Below are 21,598 nucleotides of genomic sequence, written 5' to 3'. Positions count from 1 at the left end.
CTCACTCCACGAACAGCAGTGCCGGCCGCTCGAGCAACCCGCGCACCGCCTGGATGAATTCGGCCGCGTCCGCGCCGTCGACGACGCGATGGTCGAACGACGACGACAGGTTCATCATCTTGCGCGCGACGATCGCGCCGTCGCGGATCATCGGCCGCTCGACGATCCGGTTCACGCCGACGATGCCGACCTCCGGATGATTGATGACCGGCGTCGACACGATCCCGCCGAGCGCGCCAAGGCTCGAGATCGTGATCGTCGAACCCGTCAGCTCGTCGCGTTGCGCGCGGTTCGTGCGCACCGCGTCGGCGAGCCGCGCGATTTCCGCCGAGATCGACCACACGTCGCGCGCTTCCGCATGACGCAGCACCGGCACCGTGAGGCCGCCGTCCGTCTGCGTCGCGACGCCCATGTGCACCGCACCGTATTGCGTGACGGCACCGGCCTCGTCGTCGTAACGCGCATTGATCTGCGGGAAGTCGCGCAGCGCGATCACCAGCGCGCGGATCAGCAGCGGCAGCGGCGTGAGCCGGCCGCGCGCGTCGCCGTAGCGGCGGTTCAGTTCCGTGCGCAGCGCTTCGAGCTCGGTGACGTCGATCTCCTCGACGTAGCTGAAGTGCGGAATCCGCCGCTTCGCTTCCTGCATCTTGCGCGCGATCGCACGCCGCAGACCGATCACCGGCACGTTGGTTTCGTCGTTGCGCTCCGCGTAGCCGTGCGCGTGCGACGCGCGTGCCGCCGCGCCAGCGCCGCTACGCGCATACGCATCGAGATCCGCATGCAGGATCCGCCCGGCTTCGCCGGTGCCGCGCACGTAACGCAGCTCGATGCCCATGTCCCATGCGCGCTGGCGCACCGCAGGCGACGCGAGCGGCCGCTCGCCGGGCGCGAGTGCCGCGCGCGGCTGCGCCGCATGCTCCGCGCGACGCGGCTCGGCCGGTGCGCGGCTCGCCGCGTCGGGCGCGGTGTGCGGCGTGGTGTGCGCCTTCGCCTGCGACGACGCATGCGTTTCGGATTCCTCTGCGACATGGGACGGCTTCTCACGCGTATCGGCCGGTGCCGGGCGCGGCGCCGCGTCCGCTGCCGCATCGCGCCCCTTCGCGCCCGGCTTCAGGTTGCCGTCGCCTTCGACTTCGAGACGGATCAGCTCGCTGCCGACCGCCATCATCTCGCCGATCCGGCCGCCGAGCTCCAGCACCTTCCCCGCGACCGGCGACGGAATCTCGACCGCCGCCTTGTCGGTCATCACGTCGGCGAGCGGCTGATCCTCGGCGATCGTCTGCCCCGGCTGCACGTGCCAGGCCACCAGCTCGACCTCGGCAATCCCTTCGCCGATATCCGGCATCTTGATGACATGAATCCCCATCTCACGCCTCCATCACGCGTCGCAACGCTTCGCCAACCCGGGCCGGGCCGGGGAAATACGCCCATTCCTGCGCGTGCGGATACGGCGTGTCCCAGCCCGTCGTCCGCTCGACCGGTGCTTCCAGGTGATAGAAGCAGTGCTCCTGCACGAGCGACACCAGCTCCGCGCCATAGCCGCACGTGCGCGTCGCTTCGTGCACGACCACGCAGCGGCCGGTCTTGCGCACCGACGCGACGATCGTGTCGAGATCGACCGGCCACAGCGTGCGCAGGTCGATCACTTCCGCGTCGATGCCGGTTTCTTCCGCCGCGGCGAGCGACACGTGAACGGTCGTGCCGTACGTCAGCACCGTCACGTCGTTGCCGGGCCGCACGATCGCGGCCGTATCGAGCGGCACCGTGTAATAACCGTCGGGCACCGCGCTGCCCGGATGCTTGAGCCACGACGTGACCGGACGCTCGTGATGGCCGTCGAACGGCCCGTTGTACAGGCGCTTCGGCTCGAGGAAGATCACCGGATCGTCGTTCTCGATCGATGCGATCAGCAGCCCTTTCGCGTCGTACGGATTCGACGGCATCACCGTGCGCAGCCCGCAGACCTGCGTGAACATCGCCTCCGGGCTCTGGCTGTGCGTCTGGCCGCCGTAGATGCCGCCGCCGCACGGCATGCGGATCGTCATCGGCGCGGTGAACTGGCCCGCGGACCGGTAGCGCAGCCGCGCGCCTTCCGACACGATCTGGTCGGACGCCGGGTAAAAGTAGTCGGCGAACTGGATCTCGCAGACGGGCCGCAACCCGTAGGCGCCCATCCCGACCGCCGCGCCGACGATCCCGCCTTCGGAGATCGGCGCGTCGAACACGCGCGACTTGCCGTACTTCGCCTGCAGCCCCTCGGTGCAGCGGAACACGCCGCCGAAGTAGCCGACGTCCTGCCCGAACACCACCACGTCGTCGTCGCGGCCGAGCATCACGTCCATTGCCGAGCGCAGCGCCTGGATCATCGTCATCGGCTGCGCCGATGCCGTCGTCGTTTCGTGTTGCGCCATGATCACGCTCCCAGTTCCTGGCGCTGACGGCGCAGATGCGCGGGCAGCTCCTTGTACACGTCGTCGAACATCGACGCGGGCGACGGAATGCGGTCGTCGGCCAGCGTCCCGAACTTCTCCGCTTCCTTCTGCGCGGCGACCACCTCGGCTTCGAGCTCGTCCGTCAGCGCGTCGTGCGCGCTGTCCGACCAGATGCCTTTCGCGATCAGGTGCTGCTTGAAGCGCGCGATCGGATCGCCGAGCGGGAAATGCGCCCAGTCGTCGGCCGGCCGGTATTTGGTCGGATCGTCCGACGTCGAATGCGCGCCCGCGCGGTAGGTGACCCACTCGATCAGCGTCGGGCCGAGATTGCGGCGGGCGCGCTCGGCGGCCCACGTCGACGCCGCGTAGATCGCGAGGAAGTCGTTGCCGTCGACGCGCAGCGAAGCGATGCCGCAGCCGACGCCGCGCCCGGCGAACGTCGTGCCCTCGCCGCCCGCGATCGCCTGGAACGTCGAGATCGCCCACTGGTTGTTGACCACGTTGAGCACGACCGGCGCGCGGTACACGTGCGCGAACGTCAGCGCGGTGTGGAAGTCGGCTTCCGCGGTCGCGCCGTCGCCGATCCACGCGGACGCGATCTTCGTGTCGCCCTTGATCGCCGACGCCATCGCCCAGCCGACCGCCTGGATGAACTGCGTCGCGAGATTGCCGGAGATCGAGAAGAAGCCCGCATCGCGATCCGAGTACATCACCGGGAGCTGACGGCCCTTCAGCGGATCGCCTTCGTTCGACATCAGCTGGCAGATCATTCGCTCGAGCGGCACGTCGCGCGCGATCAGGATGCTCTGCTGGCGGTAGGTCGGAAAGCACATGTCGCCGTGACGCAGCGCCATCGCGTGCGCGGCGCCGATCGCCTCTTCGCCGAGGCTCAGCATGTAGAACGAGATTTTCTTCTGACGCTGCGCGATCATCATCCGCGCGTCGAAGATGCGGGTCTTCAGCATCGCGCGCATCCCGGCGATCAGCCGCGCATCGTCGAGGTCCGGTGCCCAAGGGCCGACGGCTTCGCCGTGGTCGTCGAGCACGCGCACGAGGCTGCGGGCGAGATGGGCGGTGTCCGCCGGCGCAACGTCGATCGGCGGGCGGCGAACCGCGCCTGCCGGCGATAGATGCAGATAGGAAAAGTCCGTCTTGCAGCCCGGACGCCCGGTGGGCTCCGGCACATGCAGACGCAATGGCTCTGACAGGCTCATCGTGTCGTCTCCACGCTCGATTGTGTCTCACGCTGATAAAAGCGCGCGGCCGGTTGCCGGCTCACGCGCGGGCTGGCGCACGGATAAGCACGCCAACCTTGGAAATCTATGCCTTGCGGGGCCGGACGTCGATGACCAAGCCGCTCGTTTCCGGTGAGCAGATTTGCCATGGCGGCGGTCGGTGGCCGGTCGGCGCGGACGGCGCAGCGGGCGGATGCGGCAATTGCTGCGATGCGTTAACGGCTATGAAGAGACGAGATCGGGCGCCGGGAATGGCGCTGTGCGTGCCGGATCTGATCGGAGTCGAGAAACAAAGGAAGAAGACCCCGCGAAATCCGTGATTTCAGCGGGGTCTTTGCGGATGCGATGGATGCCGCTGGCGTGCCGGGTCGGGCCGGCACGCGACGCATCACGCGTCGGGTCGCGCGATGTCGAAGCGGCTGTCGGGCGTGACGTGCACGTACGCCGACGGGCCGCCCGCACGAAGAATGATGCCCGCGCCGAACGTATCGAAGATGCCGTCCTTCAGCAGGTCACGGCGGATATGCACCGCGACGACTTCGCCGAGCACCAGCGTGGCGGGCGTGTCGACCCCGTGGTGATCGCGCAGCCGGATCACGTCGGTCATCTTGCATTCGAAGTTGACGCCGCTTTCCGCGACGCGCGGCACGTCGACGAGACGCGACGGCGTCGCGGTCAGGCCGCCGAGCTCGAATTCGTTCACGCCGTACGGCACCGCGGCGCAAGTCTGGTTCATCCGGTCGGCCAGATCGCGCGTCGCGAGGTTCCACACGAACTCGCCGGTCTCCTGCACGTTGCGCAGGCTGTCCTTCGCGGCGGTGCTCGAAAAGCCGATGATCGGCGGACGATAGTTGAACGCGTTGAAGAAGCTGTACGGCGCGAGGTTCACCGTGCCGTCGCTGCCGCGCGACGAAATCCAGCCGATCGGGCGCGGGCCGATGATCGCGTTCAACGGGTCGTGCGGCAGGCCGTGGCCTTGCGAGGGTTCGTAATAGTGGTGGGTCGAGTCGGGCATGGGCGGGTGGTCGTGCGACAGGCGAAACTGCGTTGGGATGCGTCGGTGAGATGCGCGTACCGATGACGGCAAGGCAATCGGTGCGGCATGCGTTTCAAGTATCACATGGCGTCGTTTTCGTCGCAGTGACGCGCATCGCGTGCCGACGCATTCGCCGCGCCAAATAAAAAACCCGCGAGCGCATGGCTTCTCGCGGGTTTTCGGACCTTCGTCGAATCGCATCGAAGCGATCGATGGTGCGGGGACCGGAACCACATTAAAGGCGCCGATCCTTTATGTAACGGGCATTCTCCGAATTCAATTTTTCTGGATGCCCCCACATATGCCCCCTTGTGCAATTCCTGCCGGTTTTTCGTTGTTGCGACACAACAAACCGACGGATTCCATCATCGCGCAAGGAGATCGTCATGGCAAAGAACTTCCGTGAGGCATTTCGTCTTTCGTTGGCCGTTGCAGTACTGCTCGCATGCACTGCGTGCGGTGGCGGGGACGACCCCGGTCCTTTGGCAGCACGCAACGCGACGGCCGGTGGCCAGGTTGGCCCGGTGCTTCGGGCGTGTGAGGCACCCGAGGCGCCCTGCCCGGCGTCGCAAGCTCAAGGCGGCCTCCGGAAGTGACGACGCACCGTGAAGCTCTATTCGACTTCTGATACTGCCGGCTCGATCCGCAAGGCATTCGCCGATTTCACTCATGTGCTCGTGAACCGCGGATACACCACGATCAAGCCGGCATTCTTTAAGAGCGCGTTGATCTCCGACCTTCCCGTCTACATATGGGCATGGTGGGATCGCGCAAGCGACGGCCAACTGGCGAAATGGCAAGCCAACGGTGGTGTGTTGCTCGATCGATACACGTATTCGGATCGTGCCGGGGCAGCGGACGTGCTCGTCTTCGTGGAATGCCCGATGACCATGGACAGGCTGACCCGATCGCACGCCAACATTTCCGAATACACCGTGGTCCCGGTTCCGCACACATGGCGCGTGCACGAGGAATGCATTGATCTTCGCACGCCTCGCGTCGAAGATCTGCGTGCGATTTGGAGCGCATGCCGCGGGCAGCGATTGACAGACGAGCAACTCGAGTCAGAGACCGGAATCCCTCGCCAGCGGTTGACCTACATGCGCAGAAGCCTAAAGCCGGTCGAGGAATGGGATCTGCGCCCTCGATTAGAACCTGACACGCCAGGATTGCTGCCTGCTTGGGAATGGATAGGGTCCGGACGCACGGATCCGAAGAAGATGGCACGCGAAGAAGGCCACAAGGCCGCCATCAAGGAGATGGCGCGCCTCGGGCACATTTCCTTGACGAAGTGGCAGGTGTACCGAACCGATGAGCCAGATTGGGACCTGCTCGAACGAAAGCGCCTACGGGCTATTGCTGATCTTGCTGAAGTTCGATCACTCGTTGACTCGCTTCCCGACCATCTTCAAGCGTGACGACGGTCTGGCGGATCTCTTTGATGCGCGGGGCATTGGCGTGATATAGCTGGTTGAGCTCGGACAATGCATGCTCGATTTCTCGATCGCCAACGGCGCGCTGTTCTCCGCCGCGCAAGGCGATGGCAGCCTGCAGCTTGACCTTCGCCATTGCCGCACTGTCTCCATGATCCATCGTCGCAAGATCGTGCAGTTCCTCCAAGCCAACTACCTTGTATGCTCTTGTGAGATCCGCGACCCGAGCGTCGAACTGCTCGCTGCTCATGCGGGAGTATGACGGATCCACCTTGACCTTCTCGATTGCCGCAGCGAATCCCTGAAGCTCTGCCGATGCACGGATGTATCCGTCCAACTCGTGTGCGGTGCAGTCGAGCGTGGAGGCAGCCAGGAAGATGTCCCCCTTGGCTTCGGTCAGAGCGGTCTTGATCGATTCCTCGGAGATCAAACCGGCTCTCATAGCACGTCTCACTTCTTCCCCCGCTTCCGTTCCGGCAGATTCTTCACCGATTTACCGTGCTGTGCGCTGGTGAAGTCCTTCCCGACTTTCTTCGGGATACCGATCTTCGACCGGCCCTCGGCCGCAGCATGCATTGCGCGGTTCTGCGCTTTCGACTTCATCGGCATGGCATCCTCCTAGTACGAGAGCCCCTTCGCATAGCCCATCTGCTGCAGTTCGGGCAGTTGCTTCTTCAGTCGGCCGACACCTATGTCGGTTCGATAAAACGGGCTGTTCGGGATTTTCACCTTCTTGATCGCGCTATAGGCTGATCGGCGCGCGCCGGTGATCGTCTCGCCAGTTCCCGTCGCGATCAGCACATAGTCGCCGGCCGTCACCGGACCCGGCAGGTCGACCACCTTGCCGTTCACCTCGCGCGGCGCCGTGCCCATCATCACCTCGGAGAAGTGCAGGTGTTCCATGTCCTCGGCGCCGTAGATCGGGATCCCGCAAAGCTCCTTGTTCGTGATCTTCGAGTACGGGAAGTCGGGCAGCGCCATCAGAACCGAGATGCACACTTCGTCCATGCGGATGTTCAGCGTATCGCGGCCCTGGATTTTGTCGGCCATCCACTGCGCGGGGTCGCCCTCGATCAGCGCCGTCAGATTGTGGCGAATCGGCCAGCCATCGCGCATGGTCCACTCGAGCGGATACGGTCCCTTCCCGTCGGTCGGGATCATGCAGTTGACGTCGACGTAGCCGACATAGCCGATTCGCTTCAGGTGCTCGGTGGCCGGCTTCAGCACCTCGTCGGCGAGCTTCGACTGCCGGACGACGCGCACCGTGGTGCCCATCTCTCCGGTGTTCACGCCCAGGTCGCCGTTCATCAGTTTCTTGTTTTCCCAGTTCTCGACCCAGCCGCGCGACCAGCCGTCCGGGCCGAAGAAGCCGCCCACGGCCATCTCGATCCCGCTGATCTTCTCCTGCAGGATGAAGCCGTCCTTGCGCGCCGCGGACCGGTACTTGTCGATCTTGTTCCAGCGCCCGAGCATGTACACCATGTCGGCTGCGCTGTCCGCGACGTAGGACATCGCGCGCTCGCCGTCGCCGGACGGCTTCGACACGAACGCCTTACCCTGTTTCTTCACGTAGGCGATCGCTGAATCGTAGTCGTGAAACGTCTTGCCTGGGATGATGCGCATCCCGCACTCTTCCATGACCTGCTGTCCGGCCTCGCGGTCCAGTTCCCATTCGACTGCCGCCAGGTTGCAGCCATAGATCGGGTAGCCAATCCGGCGGTACGGCTCGAGCATCTCGAGATAGCTGACGTTGTCGGGCGTATAGATCAGGTCGGCCCATCCCAGCCACTTCCGGCGCAGCTCGTCGTAGTCTCGGATCTTCGGCACGATCCCTTCGCCCGCATGGCGATTAGTCCCGTCCGGGCGCGGTTTGTCGTACCAGAGGACCTGATGCCCCCACTCCTGGCAACGCATCAGCCAGTCGAGGCAGTTCGAACCGACGTCGATCGCGAGAATTCTCATGGAGTGGGCGGTCGCTGAAGGAGTTGTTCGGTGATGGTGGGCCCGGCGCGGTTGTACAGGTTCGCGGCAGCCCAAGGCACCGCGGCGGCGGCCGGGTTGACCCCGAAGCCGGCACCACCTAGCAGGCCTGCCACGATGCCGCGCTCCGCCGTGTTCGATGTGCCCGGCTCGCGCAGGAACAGCGAGCCGATGTCCGCCAGCTTACCGAGCTCGCCGCCCTGCCCCATCGCCATCGCCCGCTTGCCGAATGCATTCGACGTAGCCGCTCCCATCAACGCTTTTGGGCTGATGTTGCCTCCCGGAGACTTGGCAACGAGCGGTTCGATCGTCTTTCCGATCGCATACTGACGGCGCGCGGCCGCGTAACGCGCGGCTTCGTCGGGCGACAGCTGAGGCAGGAACGCGTCTTCGATCTCGCCCTGAAGGTCGCTCAGCGCGTGCCGGAGATCGCCGTTCGACGTGCTGCGAATAGTCGACTTCAGCTTCGTCAGGAACGGCCGCAGCTTCGCCCCGTCGAGCTGTCGCGCAGCCGACGTTGCTCCCCCACCGGCGAGCGTCTGACGGGGACCGGCCAGCGCCTCCAGGTCGTCGATGTACCCCTGGACGACCCCCTGCACTTCCGGCAATTGGTTTCCCTTCGCGCGTTGCAGGCGGTTCAAGAACGCGTTATCGACCGGGATACTGTGCGCGGCCGTGATCGCGTCGATCTCGGTCCCGGACTTCTTCATCGCGTTGGCGTACACCTGGCGCGTCAGCTTGTCGCCCTCACCCCCGATCGCCTGGATCAAGCGCTGATTGAACACGCGCTGATTCGCTCCCGACGTTTCTCCGGCGAACGGTACATCGGACGAAAGCTGCCCGGCGATGCGCCCGAACTTGTTCTCGTACATCTGGTCCGGACGGAACCGGAAGCCCATCTCGTGCGCCTCGCGCGCCAGACGCAGCGTCTCCGGATCAACTTCCGGCAGTGCTCGAGCAGCAGCGCGCGCCGCACCACGGCCAACGGCGTTCGCGCCAGCACGCGCGGCGCCGGCAGCGCCTTCACCGGTGGCGAGTACGCCGCGCGGCACTTCCGGAATCCGAGCGATCATCGGCGACTCGACCGGCATGCCCTGCAGTGCATGCATCAGCCCAGAATTCCCGAGTGCCTCGACGTCCGCCTGGCCGGCTTCAGTGCGAGGCTGATACGTCAGCTTGCTGGCCAGTGCGGCGCCCGCTCTATCGCCCGCCTCGATGCCCTGCTGCGTGCCGAACTTTCCGCTCGTAAGCGTCTTGCCGATGCCGTATGCGGCACCGATGGGCGCAGCCAGTGCGCCGGTTGCAGCCGACAGGCCGGCTTCGCCGAGTCCGACCGCGCTCTTTCCAAGACCGAGCAGGCGCTCTGCGATGGTATCGGCATGCTGCGGCATCGTGGACGCGGGGCTATCAGGCGGCAGGCGGTCGAGAGGTGCAACCGGGCCGCGCGGCGCCGCCGGCGCACCGCCGGAATACTTGTCCCACGGTCCGGTAGCAGACGCCGCAGTGTCCTGCGCGTATTTCTCCCAAGGGCCGGCCATTACATCTTCTCCCAGTTGCTCTGCTTCGATGGGTCGCCGCCCTTGAACCGGTATCCACCCTCAACCGTGCCAACGGCTGGCGCACCCTCTCCGCGTCCGGAAATGCGGGCCTTCTGCTGCGCCTGAACTTCGGTCGGCGCCTGGCGCGCCGCAGCCATTTCCTTTTCCATCATCCCGAGAACTGCATCGAGTTGCTCGGGTGTGCTTGCAGTGGAAAGCAGTTCTCGCGCATGCTCCTTGTCCGATACCGTCGGCACACCCGTAGGGCTGATCGCGCGGGCGTAAGCGTTGATCGACGTGTTCAATGCGGTGCCGAGTGCAACGACGCGCGGGTCGCCGGTGTTCGTCTGGGCAGCCTGAATCGCTCGGTTTGCCGGAACGAACTGCGAGCGCGGCAACGCGGCCGAAGCCTGACGCACCAGTGGGAAAGTCTTCTGCGCTTCGGCGACGGCCATGCCGATGTTCGCCGCACGCGTAGCGCCGGTACGTGCTGCCGCCTTCTCGCCCTGGAAACCGGCGTTCGCGGCTGCGATATCCGCGCCGGTCCCGCCTGCTTCGCGCTCCTGGCGCATCACTTCACGGCGCAGCGCGATAATGTTCTTCGCGCCCTGCGCTCCGCGGCCGAGGTTCTGATAGACCGACGTGTCGCCCGCACGAGCCTGTTCCGCCAGAAACTTCAGGTCCTCCGGCGAGAACTTTGCGTCATCCCCGTTCGCTAGCGCGATTGACTGCCGGCGGAGCGCAATTGACTCAGCACGCAGAGCATTCGATTCAGCGCGCGCCTGCGCGCGGTCCGCACGATCCAACGCGCGATCTTCTGATCTTTGGTTAGCTTCACGAATGCGCTCCTCGAGTGCAGCGTGCCGATCCTGTACGGCTTGCAGCTTCATTTCCTGCTCGAACCGCATCTGGATTTGCGCCGCCTGCGCCTTCGCCTGCGAGTCGAGAATCGGCGTGAGCTGCTGCAGCCCCAGCATCAGGTCTGCGCCCGATAGTCCCTGATCCTTAAGCACTTTGATCGCGCTATCAAGCGTGAGCGGACCGCTCGGTTGCTGTGCGGCGTTCGGCGCTGGGGGCGGTGCCGAGATCTGCGGCGTACCTTGCTGAGGGGCGCCAGTCGGCATCGGCTGGAACGGGGGCAGAGGCGGCTTTCCGGATAAGCCGGTAGCTGCAGCTACGCCCGGCGGCATTCCCGGTGGAAGTGGCGGCATCTGTCCCGGCGCAGCGCTCGGTTGCTGCATAGGTACCGACGGCTGTCCCGGATTCGGAGTCTGGGGCGGCGGGGGCATCTGCATGGGTTGCTGTTGCCCCGCTAGCAACATCGGAAGCGCGTTGCCTGCTGCCTCCTGCGCGGCTTGTTGACGCTGACGATCCTGCTGCGCTTGCTGGAACTGGGCGAGTTGAATCTGCGCATACTGACGCCGCATGGCGTCTTCATGAGCCTGCTGTTGGTACTGGAGGAAGTACGGAAGTCCCGCGAGACTGGCCATTTCTCACCTCACATCGTGAAGCCGTATGAGTTTCCGCCACCCGAGTAGTACGGACTTGACGAGAATGCGCCGCTGAAGTCGCCACTACTGAACGACCCGCTCGCCGGGCTGAAGAAGTTCGTGATGCCGTTCTGAATTTGCTGATTACCGAACAGTCCGGAGATGCCCTGAGATACCGCACTGCCGAGCGCGCCTGCGCCCTGCGCCTGACTCTGGAACGGCACGGATTGCGCACCGGAACCGTAGTTCATGTATGGAATGACGGATCCCATGAGACCCTCGGCGGGACCGTACAAATTCGAGTTCAGGTACGATCCGAAAGTACCAGCGAGTGAACCCGGTGTCGCTGCGATCGTCTGTCCCGTGCTGTACGGCGTCGAGCCGCTGAGCAGCGTATTGCCTGGCACAGCGCTGGCCTGAGACGTACCGAGCTCGCCGTACCGTCCGGCGGTGTTAGCTGCGCCGGCATAGCCCTGTAGACCTTGCATAGCGCGCGACAGTTGGTTGTTCTGCCAGTCGATGTTGAAGTTCGACAGAGCCTGGTTCGTCAGTCCGGCACCGGCCGCCGATGTGCCGAGCCCGTACATCGAATTCACCGCATTCGACTGGTCCGTGACCTGCTGCCGCGTCCGGTTGTACAACGCATTCTGCGGATCCATACCGAGGTTGTACAGATTCTGCCCGGCGTTCAGCAGGGAGTTCTGTGTGGCGAAGTTCTGGTTCGCGTTACCCTGCAGCAACGACGCAAGGCCCGCGTACTGGCTGCCGGCCGCGTTTGCTGCGTTTTGATAGCCGGCGCCGTACTGATTGTTGGCGTTCAAGCCTTGCGTCAATGACTGCTGCGCGAGCGGCGTCTGGTTGTTGTTCTGGTACGCGTTAAGACCATTCGCGAGGAGCCACTGCCACGAGTTGTCAGCGGTGCTCAGCCCAGTCGGTGTGTAGTAGGACGGGCCGCCACCGGAAACGCTTGGCGAGGAACCTCCGGAAACAAGGCCCCCAATTATCGGGGAAGCGATAGCGCCTACGGCTGCTGCGAATGGCATGGCTCACTCCTTCTTCAACGTCGTGGGATCCGCTACGCTTTCCGCATGGATGCATAGCCACGTCAGATCCGTCAGCGCTGTGATGCGATGCGCGCGCCCCGCTTTCACTTCGAGCATGCACGGCCCATGCAGAACCTGCAGATCGCCCTCGATGTCGATCATGGCCGTGCCGCTGGCGAGATAGCTCAGATGATCGTAGTCGTGCACGTGCTTCTGAACTTCCTCGCCTGCACGCAATGTCTGCTCGCGTGCGTACACGCCGCCAGCCGTGAAATGGTGTTTGATGGTCATTTCTCGCACCGGATCGACACAATCAGCGTGATTCGATCGTCGTCGCCATCGTTGACTACCTCGTGCTCCTTCGTGTTGTCGAAGTACCAGACGTCACCCGGCGCCATCACTACCACGTCTTCCTCAACACGATTCATGCACTTCGGATTCGTCTGCAGTGGCACGTACAACTTCGTGTTGTAGTGCCGCACGTGCCAGCTATCGTCGGCATGCGGCAGGATGCGCTTGCCGGGTGGCACCTTCGTGATCAGGATGCCACCCAAGCGCGTCCCTTCGACGCGCGCCATCAGACCGAACACGATCGGTCGTACCTGAGGCAATGCGTACCACTCGGGGTAGAAGATCGCGTCATGCGCGTCGTTGAACCCGGTGTAATCGTCCGCCGCCTTGTACGGCTTCTCGTCGTTGTAGCGCAACCAGATATCCGAGACGTCGGCGTGTGGACTACCTTCGCGCGTCGTGCGAAACGTGTGGCGATTCCACAATCCCGGCTGGCGTGCGATGGCGAGCAACAGAGGAGCTGTGTCGATGCCGGCAGCGATACGGACGAGATTGTTCATTTACCTTTGACCTGCTGATAGACGTGCATGCCGCCCAGGCCGAGCATGCCGATCGTGATAGTCGCGAGCTGCGTCAGATCCATTTCCGTCAGAACGATGTGATGCCCGAAAATCGCGGAAATGTCGCTGATGGCTGGCCGAAGCACAAAGTTCCACGCGTATCCAGCCACGCACACCCACCCCATACCGCCACGCCAGTGCTGCAACGGATCGCTGCTCTGTGCTTCGGCCTGGTTGATCTGCATCTGTCCGGTGATTTGCGCGAGCTCGCCCGTCTGCTGAAGCTGAAGCAGCTGAAGCTTCGCTGCAGCAGCTTGAGCCGGGTCGGGCCAGACTCGGTCGATGATCTTCCCTACGACATCGGAGACTGCGGAAATCGGATCGAGGAATCCCATCACGCGGCTCCCTTCAAAAGGTTGTTGGCGATGCGATTCGCCCATCCGTGGCTAAACGCCGGCCAGTTGTGCAGATCAGCCAGATACTTCAACCGATACGCGAGAAATCGCGCAACGATCCGCACGGGATCTGCCGCATTCACTGCAGCGATCGTCACCGGTCCGATTCGGCCGTCGGGCTTCACGCCGGCGGCTTCCTGTAGCCAGGTCACCGGCAGGCCACCGTTATACGCGGCGTCGAGCACCTGGAATGCTACGCGTGGGTCGAACTGGTCGCAGTAGTAAGGATCCCAGTAGACCCGCTTCGCGATCAGTTTCGCGATATCGCGCGGCATTGAGCGCATATCGCCGCCATACCCGTTCGCTCGCGCGACGCGAGCCGTGACGCCCCACATCGTTTCACCACCCGGGTCGGCGGGGTTGTTCGAGTACCCACCCTCATTGCCCATCAGGGCTGCGAAGGCATCGTCGAAACTGCTCACAGCTTGCCAACCGTGCGCAGGATCTGCTCGACCTTCTGCTCGGCGGTTGCCTCGGAATCATTGACGATCGTAGTCACTCGCGACTCCAGGTCGGACAGCTCATTCGCAGCATTGCCGAGTCCCACGATTTCCTCGACCTTGTCGACGAAGGCTCGGCCATCGCTCGCCAGCGCTTGGAAGCGTGCCTCGATTGCGGATTTGATCGATTCGAGCATGTCCATCTCCTAGAAGAACTTCTTGAGGCCGCCGCCCGCCCCGTAGGCTGCGACGGCAATCAGGGCGTATATGAAAACGCGCCATGCCAGACCGAGAATCCCTCGGCCTACATTCAGCTGGAAACGCTGGGTGATGCCGCTTTCTATCTGTTCGGCGATCGCCTTGACGTCATCCTCGGTGAGTGTCCGGTTTCCCATGTTTTCCCCGATAGTTGGTGCAGATGGTAGTTTTGTTTCCCGCCTTCGTTAATTCGACGGGGCAATGGTGAAATTGTCGGTAAATCCGGCTCGCAAGATGTTCCCCGGGTTGCTGTTTACCTGCCATGAAGTTGAACTGAACTTGGGAAGTACAATCGAGCCACCGGTCGTGTTGTTCTTCAGCAGGATGTTGCTGCTCCAGTTAGGCGCGGCCGAGAACTGAATGGAAACAGTCAACCCCGGAGCGCCCCCGTTCGTCGAGCCAAGTAGCGAAATCTGTCCGCGGAACCACGGCGATGAGAACGGTGCATTGACGCCGCCACCGCCCGATGTGGCAGTCGCATTTCCGGTCGCCGTGCCTGTCTGACCAAGGAGATTCGAGAAACTGACGGGAAGACCGGATTTCCCCGCCAATGCAATCACCCACGGGTGACTGATCGAGAGCGGAAGAGACAGACCGAGCTCAGCCGCGATCTGCGACATGGACATTGGGAAACTCGCCGGCAGCGTCATTTTTTCGGCTCCACAAGCGCGCGCAGACGAATCACCTCACGCGTCAATTCGACTACGATGGCAAGCGCCGCGCTCCCCTCTGCCACGCACAAGGTTTCGTCGCCGAAAACGGCTTCAGGGAGGATGCGTTGCAAAGACTGCGCACCGACGCCAACCCTCCGTTCCCCTGTATCGATACGCGTATAGGTACCGTGCCGAACTTGGGCAATGCTTTCGAGGAAATCCTCAGCAAGAGGTTTCCAGTCCTTTTTCAGGCGCTCGTCGGACGTACCGCGGATATCAGAGCCACTCACCGTGCCCGATGCGGTCAGATTCCCCGATACGGTCAGATTCCCGCTGTCATCGAGCGACATGAGAACGGACGAATACACACTGTTCAGAAACTGCAGCACCCCATTGATGACCCGAATGAATTTCGAGGGTGTTGTCGAGCCATTTCCGAGCAGCTGAATATTCGCTCCATTTGAGTCATTTGGGGCGTTGATAAGAAAGGTCGTTGTACCATTCGCCGGCTCATTCAGCGTCAGTCCTGTAAAAGACGGAGCCGCGGGCAGCAAGGGCTGCGCGTTGGCGTTGACCTGGTTGGTGATGTAGTTCAGATCGCCCATCACCTGAGTCGCATCTGCCGTCGTGCCGTTCTGCAGCGTGGTCGGCAAGTTTCCGATAATGGACATGAATCACCCCTGTGCGATGTACCCGGTATCCTGATACCGGGCGTAGAACGTGCCAATCTGAAATGGCGTACCGGAATTCGTGAAAATGTCGATCGCGATCTTGGCGAACACCAAAGTATTCGGCCAGCTGATCGGATTCACGTCCGGGACAGCTACCAACGCAGTCCAAGGAGCCGCGCCCCACACGAAACTTCCCCATACCGATCCGCCACCTACTTTGGTCAGAGACGTGGAGCCGAGTGCAGTGTTCTTTTCGTTCAGTGCGGTAATGCTGAAGTTCGTCGCCACCGAACCGGACGTGCTCAATTCGATGTTCGATTCGACAACCTGAAGTTGTGTCATCCGGTTATTTTTGGGGAAGGTCGATGACCGCATCCGGCATTGATACGATGCCCCCGCATCCATGTACGATGTGCTGGACGTCGGTAAGGTCGTACTGAGAAACAGCGCGGCGCCATGTCCGATACCCGAAATGACGAAGAAGGATCCGTATTGCGCCGCGCAGTCGTACGTGAACGAATGCGGGCCGTTCCAGCGCCGCCGGCGCATGTCGAACCAGTAATCGTTCGTCTGGTTCTGGCCTGATAACTGCGTCGGCACACACACGCGATAGATGCTGCCCGAGTAGGCCGCCGTCACCCGCGTCGGCTGCGTCGTGTTCAGGAACGGCGTCTGCACATCGGCGGTCGTTCGACCGTCCGGAACCAACTGTTGAACCGCACCGAGCTGTGTCACAACATATGGCGCATCCGAGCCCACGAAATGGGTGCCTAGCGGGCTCTGCGCGACGCTGCGCGGTGACGTGGTTCCGATCGTCAACGACAAATAGTTCACACCCAGGTTATTCGTCGCGGGGTCGCCCGTGACCTGCCAGATCTGCGATGCCTTGAACACGATCAGCGCGGCGGTGACGCCGCCCGACGTTGTCTGCACAGGCAGGCCGGCGAATACTGTGATCGGCGTCGTATCACCGAACGTAACCGATTGCGAGGCATTGGTTCGTGTCGTCGGAGCCAGCACATCGCTGTAGTGCGCGACGTTCCCGATCGCAAACCACGCGCGATTATTGAAGTTAGCAACGGACGTCGGCACGCCAGGGAGCGCATTCGTCGCGGTATTGGCAGCACTCCATGATGGCGCGGACGGATTGGAGATATTGATAACGCCGAAGAAGTTCGACCCTGAGCCCGAGAATCCTGGGTGCGTAACGACAACGTTCGGACCGACCACTGCCATCGTCGGCGGAGTCCACGCGCCGCTCGACGGTGGGGACGACGGGACATTCCCAGCCGTCACCCCAGAGATAGTGATGAATGAGTTCGTCGACAGGTTGTAAGCGAACGGCTCGTCAAACCCCGCGTTGCGGCCGGTCGATACCATCCCGTAGACAACATTGCCAATCACGATGTAGACCGATACGAACGTCGGCGACGTGAAGCCAGAGAAGGTCGTCAGCGCGGTTCCGACACCGGGCCGCGGAACAATCAACTCCGGATTGCCCTGATCGAAAACGAGATTGGCGAGCAGCGAGCATGCCCCCGGGAAAGCGTCGGTCGCGTCCAACGCGTCGCAAAGTCCTTTCGGTGTGAACCGGACCGGGTAACCGCCGCGAATGCCCATGGCGTCCTCAGTCCGTAATCTTCGTCGGTTTCAGCGTGCGGTTCGTGTGGAAGCGCCGCGGATCCAATCGCACCGACTTGACGACCTGTTGCTCGTCGCCTTCCATGATCAAGTGCGTGCGCAGCATTGCTTCGCATTGCGCGCGCCACACTTCCTGACGTGTGTCGTCCGTTTCACCCATCAGTTCCACCGCCGTCGCCTTGATCAAGTACTGCTGATCCGGAAACCACGGGATCACCGTCGACGTCTCAGGCGTGACGATATCCGGCTGCTTCACCATGTATCGGTGCGTAAGCGTGATCTGCCCGGACGATTGCGGGTAAATGAAGAGCTGGCCGGCCGACTGATTCGCCTGAGCGGTAGTCTCGTCGTACAGGATCGTCATGAACTCGTACGGATAGTTCGCGATCGACGGATCCTTGAATTCCTGGTCCCATTCCTCGGTGGAGATGGGGTGCAGGAAGTACGGCAGGTTGTTCTGTTGGAAGAACAGGTCGTACGGACGCAGATAATTCATCGGCAGCGCAAACGGGCCGTAGTTGTTCGCCTGCACGGTAACGAATTCGGTGACCCGATTGATCTTAAGGTCGCGATGCAACCATAGGTCCTCCAGGACCATGTTCAGATAGATGCCACCCTGCTGAATGAAGCCGGGGCATTTTGCGACGGCGCACGCACGCGCGACGATCTGCTGGGCCTGGAGGTAGGCCATTTCATGCTCCCGCGCGCGCGTCCGCGATCTTCTTGCGCGCCTTCTCGAGCTCGGCCTCGATGCCTTTCAGTTGCTGCGGCGCGTTCTTCAAGTTCGCCTGTTCCTGACTCGACAGCGCCTTCGCACCTGACTTGCCGGCCGTCTTCGCATTGTGTCGTTCGAGCAGATCCGCGTATGCGCGCGCGACGTCGTCACGTGCCTTTTCCCACTGTTCGATGTGGGCTTCAAGGACCGGGATTTCGAGCATGCGCTGCTGGCGCTGGAGCGCTTCGCGCACCAGATCCATACGGGTATCGAGCGAATCCTTCGATTCGCCCTCGACCAGGTAACCGCTGGCCGAGAGCTGCGCCTGATTCGGCGCCGGGAGAGTGATCGTGAAGTTGCCGATCACCGTTGCAGCCGTAACTTCCTGGGAGGCTTGCGACATGGTCTTCCTTTCGGGGTGGGGAATTACGATCGAGCCCAGGCCGGCACAGGGCCGCCTCCGAGCACCTTGTTCTGCGCCTGCCGGTACGGATTGAACGCGTGGCCGTTGATGTCGTTCTCGTGCACCCACGTGCGAGCGACCATTTCCTTGATCGAGCGCAGGGTGTCCGTGTCGAACTTGTATGTGTGGCCGTGCAGATACGGCGTCCCGTTGATCTTCAGATGCTCGCCGCCGCACGGTGCGAGGTCGATGCGATACCACCAGAGATCCGTCTCGCCATCCTCGGCCTTGCCGGCATAACGTTCGACGACGCCCGACGTCAGAAGAGCTGACTGCGCCTGAGCGGACAGACGCGCCGATTCTTCCTCGGCGATGTCCTTCGCGGCGCCCAGTTTGGCGTTCTCGGCTTCGAGCGCCTTGATGCGCTCGAGCAAAGCTTCTCGACTTTCGTCGACCGGCGCGCCACCGCCGAGCAATTCGTCGGCGTCAGCCGACTCCGGAGCCGGCTTTCCCGGCTCCTGCGAGTTACGTGCGGCCATCAGTTACTCCTTACGGGGTGGTCACGGTACCGCCCTGGTAGCCCGGAGCGAATGCGGAGCCGCATTCGACACGGGCCAGGAAGGCCGTATTGAGCAGGATCGAGCCGTAGAACACCTTCCACGACACGACCCGGGTCTGATTCAGCGGGTCCGACTTGTCGGCGCCGGTCAGGTAGTGGAACTCGGGATTCTCGAGCAACACCTGACCATAACTGTGGTTGCCGATGAAGATGACCGGGAACACCGATACGCCTGTCGCCGGTGCGGCCGGCGGCGTCTGCGTGACACCGATGCCCGTCAGCGTGACGGTCTGGTTCGGCTGCAGCTGCGTTGCCTGGCCGGCTAGGACGCCGGTCACCGGCACACCATTGCCGATCGCCGTGGCAAGGTTTGCCGGGTTCGCGGTCGTGCCGATATATACGTTGAACACGTAGTTCGGGAAAGACGGCAACGTGACCGAGATAGATCCCGTCGGGCCCGTGACGCTGATCGACGACGAAACCTGGTAGATGGTCTGCTCTACCGACGTCAGCGCCGGCGCAGCCGTAACCTGGAAGTAGTACGTGCCGGTCGCGAGCTGGCCGCCCGATGCCGATGCAGTTCCGTTGATCGCAGCTGCGCCCGTCCAGTACGGCATCATGTTCGTTTCGCAGAAACGGATGCCGCCGAAGTCGCCGAGCTCGTTGTTGTAGAGTCGGTTGACGTCGCTGTAGGCCCATGCTTGCTGCACCGACGCGTTCTCGCGCATGTCCTGCGCCGAGAACGGGCTAATCAATGCGACATAGTGCTGCTTGACGCGCGGCGTCTGCGACGGATCGCGGTATGCGCCCGCCTCGATCATCATGTCTTCGCGCTCGTCGCCGTTGAAGCGCGGCACGCCGTACGCGGCCATCGACGCGAACAGACGGTTCGATTCGTGCGGCGACATCACGTTGGATGCCGTTAGCGCGGCACGGTTTGCGGCACCGCCGGCATAGTTCACCTGCGGCGAGGACAGCAGCGTGTTCAGCGTGTTGCGCTCGAGCGTTTCCGGCATCTGCAGCGACACCAGTTCGCAGGCTTGCTGGAACAGCGGGTGCTTGATCGTGAGGTTCGCCACGTCGGTGATGATGACGCGGTCGCCCCACTGCTGCGCGGTGGCACTGACCTGTTGCAGCGTCATCGCTTCACCCGGAGGCGCAACGCCTTCCTGCAGCGGCGCGTACGGCAGCGGCAGGCGCTGGTAGCGCGATGCGGTGTACGTCGTGCCGCGGTTCGTGTCGAGCTTCAGCGGCTTGCCGAACTGGTATGCGACCAGTTGACGACGCGCGAGCGGCTCGACCTCTTCCTGAATGTACGCTTCGACGTCGGCCGTGAAGCTCGACGACTGGTTCGTCACCCCGGGGAACATGAGGCCCGTCAGGAGGGCCAGAATTTTAGTCAGCATGGTGTCCTCGTGCTGGTCAGATGTTCACGTCGGCCAGACGCGCGGCGCGCTTCTGGTGTTCGGTTTGCCCGCGCGCCGGCGGCACCGTCGAGCGCACTCCCGGCGTCTTGCCGCGCGGAACGTCAGCCGCGGGCGACTTGGCCTTGGCCTTCGGCTTCAGCTTGCCGTCCGCGATGTCCTTGCCAAGCATGTAGTAGTAGACGGCCTCGCGCGAGGCGTTGCGACCTGCTCTGCGTTCTTCCTGCACGGCCTGTTCGACTCGATCGCGATAGCGCGCGCGGTGCGGATCGCTGGCGATCTTCGATTCGAACAACGTCTGGTCTCGGAGATCCTGGGCCTGAAACAGCGCCGCTTGCGCAGCCTGTTGGCTCTGGCGCAACGTGCGGTTCGACTGGATCTGCCAGCGCTCCATCGGATCCAGGTTGGGATCGCGGAGACGCGCTTCCTCGGCTTCGAAATCGCGATCCGCGATAGGAGCCGGTGCAGGAGCACGCGACGCGTCGACCAAGCGCCCGCGGCGCTCTACTTCAGCTTCCAGCGCGGCGAGGCGGTCGGCCTCAGACGTCGTGCGTCGAGCGGGTGTCGGCTCGACAAAGTCGAACTCGAGATCGTCTTCCGGGATATCAGCAGAAGGATCGCCACCACCAGAATCACCGCCGCCAGCGACATCGCCGCCAGCGTCACCGTCCCCAGCATCGCCGCCAGGATCCGAAGGGTCAGCGCCGTCGACGCCGGGAAACAGAAATCCGAGAAGTCGCTGCAGGAGCTTGCTCATGGCCGCCCTTACGATTGAGTGCCCGTACCGACCGCCTGAAGCGTTGCGGTCGTCGAGCTAGTGATCGTGACGATGAAATCACGCCATGTGTTCTGCGCGATCGTCATGGTGCCGCCAAGGGTCCAGCCCGTGTTCGTCGTCACCGTCCAGGCGAACGCGCCACTCGAACTGTTGATGATGCGAAGCTGAAAGCTGAGGCCTACCGCAGCGCCCTGAACAACTTGCGGAAGCGCGGCAATCAGAGCAGCCGCAGTCGGCAGTTGTGCGTTCGCTCCTGCTGCGAGGGTGCCGGTGAGGTTCAGGAAGTTCTGCGCGGCGCCAGCGATCTGCGCAGCCGCGAGTGTGAAGCCAGACGTGTTCGTCGCGGAGTTGTAACTGGTTTCCTGGAACGGGTTCATGCCGAGAACCGCGTTGTAAAGGCCGATCTGATCGGGCATTGCGCCGTTATCCGGGATACTCGGCGGGTTGCCGGCGCCAATCGCCGGGAATACGAGGCCGACGAGACGGGCCAGAATGGTTTTGCGCACGATGATCTCCTGATCAGGGTTCCGCACTTTTTATTCCGGTTTCCCTGCTTCTCAAAG

At 63.0% G+C, this 21,598-nt stretch carries 27 protein-coding genes; 2 read left to right on the top strand and 25 right to left on the bottom strand.

What is annotated here, in order from left to right:
• Window position 1: 1 nt before the first annotated feature.
• Genes Q3A80_RS23605 through Q3A80_RS23595 form a run of 3 tightly spaced genes read right to left on the bottom strand, consistent with a single transcriptional unit; the run spans window position 2 to window position 3,646 of the window.
• Window positions 2–1,366 (bottom strand): dihydrolipoamide acetyltransferase family protein, encoded by a 1,365-nt coding sequence (locus Q3A80_RS23605; protein WP_446331284.1) that lies wholly within the window; start codon window positions 1,364–1,366, stop codon window positions 2–4.
• 1 nt (window position 1,367) lies between these two features.
• Window positions 1,368–2,411 carry an alpha-ketoacid dehydrogenase subunit beta gene (locus Q3A80_RS23600; protein ID WP_446331283.1) on the bottom strand — a complete coding sequence of 348 codons (1,044 nt, stop codon included), beginning with the start codon at window positions 2,409–2,411 and terminating at the stop codon, window positions 1,368–1,370.
• A 2-nt stretch (window positions 2,412–2,413) separates the two neighbouring features.
• A complete protein-coding gene (locus Q3A80_RS23595) occupies window positions 2,414–3,646 on the bottom strand; it encodes a thiamine pyrophosphate-dependent enzyme (RefSeq protein WP_446331282.1) in 1,233 nt (410 codons plus the stop codon).
• Window positions 3,647–3,777: 131 nt separating this feature from the next.
• On the opposite strand from Q3A80_RS23595, the gene Q3A80_RS23590 reads away from it, so the two are divergent.
• Window positions 3,778–3,987 (top strand): hypothetical protein, encoded by a 210-nt coding sequence (locus tag Q3A80_RS23590; RefSeq protein WP_446331281.1) that lies wholly within the window; start codon window positions 3,778–3,780, stop codon window positions 3,985–3,987.
• A 68-nt stretch (window positions 3,988–4,055) separates the two neighbouring features.
• On the opposite strand, the gene Q3A80_RS23585 is transcribed toward Q3A80_RS23590, so the two are convergent.
• A complete protein-coding gene (locus Q3A80_RS23585; protein ID WP_446331280.1) occupies window positions 4,056–4,682 on the bottom strand; it encodes a flavin reductase family protein in 627 nt (208 codons plus the stop codon).
• A 626-nt stretch (window positions 4,683–5,308) separates the two neighbouring features.
• Here Q3A80_RS23585 and Q3A80_RS23580 point away from each other — a divergent pair.
• Window positions 5,309–6,121: a hypothetical protein gene (locus Q3A80_RS23580; RefSeq protein ID WP_446331279.1), complete on the top strand. Its 813-nt coding sequence runs from the start codon at window positions 5,309–5,311 to the stop codon at window positions 6,119–6,121.
• Here Q3A80_RS23580 and Q3A80_RS23575 read toward each other — a convergent pair.
• The 21 genes from Q3A80_RS23575 to Q3A80_RS23475 are packed head-to-tail and all read right to left on the bottom strand — an operon-like array spanning window position 6,057 to window position 21,541.
• A complete protein-coding gene (locus tag Q3A80_RS23575; RefSeq protein ID WP_446331278.1) occupies window positions 6,057–6,566 on the bottom strand; it encodes a hypothetical protein in 510 nt (169 codons plus the stop codon). The genes Q3A80_RS23580 and Q3A80_RS23575 overlap by 65 nt on opposite strands.
• A gap of 20 nt (window positions 6,567–6,586) precedes the next feature.
• A complete protein-coding gene (locus tag Q3A80_RS23570; protein WP_446331277.1) occupies window positions 6,587–6,745 on the bottom strand; it encodes a hypothetical protein in 159 nt (52 codons plus the stop codon).
• 9 nt (window positions 6,746–6,754) lie between these two features.
• A complete protein-coding gene (locus Q3A80_RS23565; RefSeq protein WP_446331276.1) occupies window positions 6,755–8,098 on the bottom strand; it encodes a phosphoribosylglycinamide synthetase C domain-containing protein in 1,344 nt (447 codons plus the stop codon).
• On the bottom strand, window positions 8,095–9,654 hold the full coding sequence (locus Q3A80_RS23560) for a hypothetical protein (protein WP_446331275.1): 1,560 nt from the start codon (window positions 9,652–9,654) through the stop codon (window positions 8,095–8,097). The genes Q3A80_RS23565 and Q3A80_RS23560 overlap by 4 nt, the downstream gene beginning before the upstream one ends.
• A complete protein-coding gene (locus Q3A80_RS23555; protein ID WP_446331274.1) occupies window positions 9,654–11,144 on the bottom strand; it encodes a hypothetical protein in 1,491 nt (496 codons plus the stop codon). Before Q3A80_RS23555 ends, Q3A80_RS23560 begins: the two co-directional genes overlap by 1 nt.
• An 8-nt stretch (window positions 11,145–11,152) precedes the next feature.
• Window positions 11,153–12,187: a hypothetical protein gene (locus tag Q3A80_RS23550; RefSeq protein ID WP_446331273.1), complete on the bottom strand. Its 1,035-nt coding sequence runs from the start codon at window positions 12,185–12,187 to the stop codon at window positions 11,153–11,155.
• Between the two features lie 3 nt (window positions 12,188–12,190).
• The gene (locus Q3A80_RS23545) at window positions 12,191–12,478 is read right to left on the bottom strand and encodes a cupin domain-containing protein (protein WP_446331272.1); all 288 of its coding nucleotides are present in this window, start codon (window positions 12,476–12,478) and stop codon (window positions 12,191–12,193) included.
• Window positions 12,475–13,038: an aspartyl/asparaginyl beta-hydroxylase domain-containing protein gene (locus Q3A80_RS23540; protein WP_446331271.1), complete on the bottom strand. Its 564-nt coding sequence runs from the start codon at window positions 13,036–13,038 to the stop codon at window positions 12,475–12,477. Before Q3A80_RS23540 ends, Q3A80_RS23545 begins: the two co-directional genes overlap by 4 nt.
• Window positions 13,035–13,433 (bottom strand): 3TM-type holin, encoded by a 399-nt coding sequence (locus Q3A80_RS23535; RefSeq protein WP_446331270.1) that lies wholly within the window; start codon window positions 13,431–13,433, stop codon window positions 13,035–13,037. Before Q3A80_RS23535 ends, Q3A80_RS23540 begins: the two co-directional genes overlap by 4 nt.
• On the bottom strand, window positions 13,433–13,915 hold the full coding sequence (locus tag Q3A80_RS23530; RefSeq protein WP_446331269.1) for a glycoside hydrolase family 108 protein: 483 nt from the start codon (window positions 13,913–13,915) through the stop codon (window positions 13,433–13,435). The genes Q3A80_RS23535 and Q3A80_RS23530 overlap by 1 nt, the downstream gene beginning before the upstream one ends.
• Window positions 13,912–14,130, bottom strand: a complete 219-nt coding sequence (locus Q3A80_RS23525; protein ID WP_446331268.1) for a hypothetical protein — start codon at window positions 14,128–14,130, stop codon at window positions 13,912–13,914. Before Q3A80_RS23525 ends, Q3A80_RS23530 begins: the two co-directional genes overlap by 4 nt.
• A 9-nt stretch (window positions 14,131–14,139) precedes the next feature.
• A complete protein-coding gene (locus Q3A80_RS23520; protein ID WP_175018503.1) occupies window positions 14,140–14,328 on the bottom strand; it encodes a hypothetical protein in 189 nt (62 codons plus the stop codon).
• Window positions 14,329–14,376: 48 nt separating this feature from the next.
• Window positions 14,377–14,841, bottom strand: a complete 465-nt coding sequence (locus Q3A80_RS23515) for a hypothetical protein (protein ID WP_446331267.1) — start codon at window positions 14,839–14,841, stop codon at window positions 14,377–14,379.
• Window positions 14,838–15,515: a tail fiber domain-containing protein gene (locus Q3A80_RS23510; RefSeq protein WP_446331266.1), complete on the bottom strand. Its 678-nt coding sequence runs from the start codon at window positions 15,513–15,515 to the stop codon at window positions 14,838–14,840. The genes Q3A80_RS23515 and Q3A80_RS23510 overlap by 4 nt, the downstream gene beginning before the upstream one ends.
• Window positions 15,516–15,518: 3 nt before the next feature.
• Entirely contained in the window at window positions 15,519–17,135 is a 1,617-nt protein-coding gene (locus Q3A80_RS23505) for a hypothetical protein (RefSeq protein ID WP_446331265.1), read from the bottom strand.
• A gap of 7 nt (window positions 17,136–17,142) precedes the next feature.
• Entirely contained in the window at window positions 17,143–17,847 is a 705-nt protein-coding gene (locus Q3A80_RS23500; RefSeq protein ID WP_446331264.1) for a hypothetical protein, read from the bottom strand.
• A gap of 1 nt (window position 17,848) precedes the next feature.
• On the bottom strand, window positions 17,849–18,274 hold the full coding sequence (locus Q3A80_RS23495; RefSeq protein WP_446331263.1) for a hypothetical protein: 426 nt from the start codon (window positions 18,272–18,274) through the stop codon (window positions 17,849–17,851).
• 23 nt (window positions 18,275–18,297) lie between these two features.
• Complete coding sequence (locus Q3A80_RS23490; protein WP_446331262.1) at window positions 18,298–18,813, bottom strand: hypothetical protein; 516 nt, start codon at window positions 18,811–18,813, stop codon at window positions 18,298–18,300.
• A 10-nt stretch (window positions 18,814–18,823) separates the two neighbouring features.
• Window positions 18,824–20,239: a N4-gp56 family major capsid protein gene (locus tag Q3A80_RS23485; protein ID WP_446331261.1), complete on the bottom strand. Its 1,416-nt coding sequence runs from the start codon at window positions 20,237–20,239 to the stop codon at window positions 18,824–18,826.
• A gap of 16 nt (window positions 20,240–20,255) precedes the next feature.
• Entirely contained in the window at window positions 20,256–21,014 is a 759-nt protein-coding gene (locus tag Q3A80_RS23480) for a hypothetical protein (protein ID WP_446331260.1), read from the bottom strand.
• Window positions 21,015–21,022: 8 nt separating this feature from the next.
• Entirely contained in the window at window positions 21,023–21,541 is a 519-nt protein-coding gene (locus Q3A80_RS23475) for a hypothetical protein (RefSeq protein WP_446331259.1), read from the bottom strand.
• Window positions 21,542–21,598 lie beyond the last annotated feature (57 nt).

The organism is Burkholderia sp. SR8, assembly GCF_052851275.1.
This window is presented reverse-complemented; position numbering and strand designations above follow the sequence as displayed.

Bases quoted from the DNA above. Each gene is read 5' to 3' on its own strand.
- Q3A80_RS23605 (WP_446331284.1), bottom strand. From the start codon at position 1,366: ATGGGGATTCATGTCATCAAGATGCCGGATATCGGCGAAGGGATTGCC.
- Q3A80_RS23600 (WP_446331283.1), bottom strand. From the start codon at position 2,411: ATGGCGCAACACGAAACGACGACGGCATCGGCGCAGCCGATGACGATG.
- Q3A80_RS23595 (WP_446331282.1), bottom strand. From the start codon at position 3,646: ATGAGCCTGTCAGAGCCATTGCGTCTGCATGTGCCGGAGCCCACCGGG.
- Q3A80_RS23590 (WP_446331281.1), top strand. From the start codon at position 3,778: ATGACCAAGCCGCTCGTTTCCGGTGAGCAGATTTGCCATGGCGGCGGT.
- Q3A80_RS23585 (WP_446331280.1), bottom strand. From the start codon at position 4,682: ATGCCCGACTCGACCCACCACTATTACGAACCCTCGCAAGGCCACGGC.
- Q3A80_RS23570 (WP_446331277.1), bottom strand. From the start codon at position 6,745: ATGCCGATGAAGTCGAAAGCGCAGAACCGCGCAATGCATGCTGCGGCC.
- Q3A80_RS23565 (WP_446331276.1), bottom strand. From the start codon at position 8,098: ATGAGAATTCTCGCGATCGACGTCGGTTCGAACTGCCTCGACTGGCTG.
- Q3A80_RS23560 (WP_446331275.1), bottom strand. From the start codon at position 9,654: ATGGCCGGCCCTTGGGAGAAATACGCGCAGGACACTGCGGCGTCTGCT.
- Q3A80_RS23555 (WP_446331274.1), bottom strand. From the start codon at position 11,144: ATGGCCAGTCTCGCGGGACTTCCGTACTTCCTCCAGTACCAACAGCAG.
- Q3A80_RS23550 (WP_446331273.1), bottom strand. From the start codon at position 12,187: ATGCCATTCGCAGCAGCCGTAGGCGCTATCGCTTCCCCGATAATTGGG.
- Q3A80_RS23545 (WP_446331272.1), bottom strand. From the start codon at position 12,478: ATGACCATCAAACACCATTTCACGGCTGGCGGCGTGTACGCACGCGAG.
- Q3A80_RS23540 (WP_446331271.1), bottom strand. From the start codon at position 13,038: ATGAACAATCTCGTCCGTATCGCTGCCGGCATCGACACAGCTCCTCTG.
- Q3A80_RS23535 (WP_446331270.1), bottom strand. From the start codon at position 13,433: ATGGGATTCCTCGATCCGATTTCCGCAGTCTCCGATGTCGTAGGGAAG.
- Q3A80_RS23525 (WP_446331268.1), bottom strand. From the start codon at position 14,130: ATGCTCGAATCGATCAAATCCGCAATCGAGGCACGCTTCCAAGCGCTG.
- Q3A80_RS23520 (WP_175018503.1), bottom strand. From the start codon at position 14,328: ATGGGAAACCGGACACTCACCGAGGATGACGTCAAGGCGATCGCCGAA.
- Q3A80_RS23515 (WP_446331267.1), bottom strand. From the start codon at position 14,841: ATGACGCTGCCGGCGAGTTTCCCAATGTCCATGTCGCAGATCGCGGCT.
- Q3A80_RS23510 (WP_446331266.1), bottom strand. From the start codon at position 15,515: ATGTCCATTATCGGAAACTTGCCGACCACGCTGCAGAACGGCACGACG.
- Q3A80_RS23505 (WP_446331265.1), bottom strand. From the start codon at position 17,135: ATGGGCATTCGCGGCGGTTACCCGGTCCGGTTCACACCGAAAGGACTT.
- Q3A80_RS23500 (WP_446331264.1), bottom strand. From the start codon at position 17,847: ATGGCCTACCTCCAGGCCCAGCAGATCGTCGCGCGTGCGTGCGCCGTC.
- Q3A80_RS23495 (WP_446331263.1), bottom strand. From the start codon at position 18,274: ATGTCGCAAGCCTCCCAGGAAGTTACGGCTGCAACGGTGATCGGCAAC.
- Q3A80_RS23490 (WP_446331262.1), bottom strand. From the start codon at position 18,813: ATGGCCGCACGTAACTCGCAGGAGCCGGGAAAGCCGGCTCCGGAGTCG.
- Q3A80_RS23485 (WP_446331261.1), bottom strand. From the start codon at position 20,239: ATGCTGACTAAAATTCTGGCCCTCCTGACGGGCCTCATGTTCCCCGGG.
- Q3A80_RS23480 (WP_446331260.1), bottom strand. From the start codon at position 21,014: ATGAGCAAGCTCCTGCAGCGACTTCTCGGATTTCTGTTTCCCGGCGTC.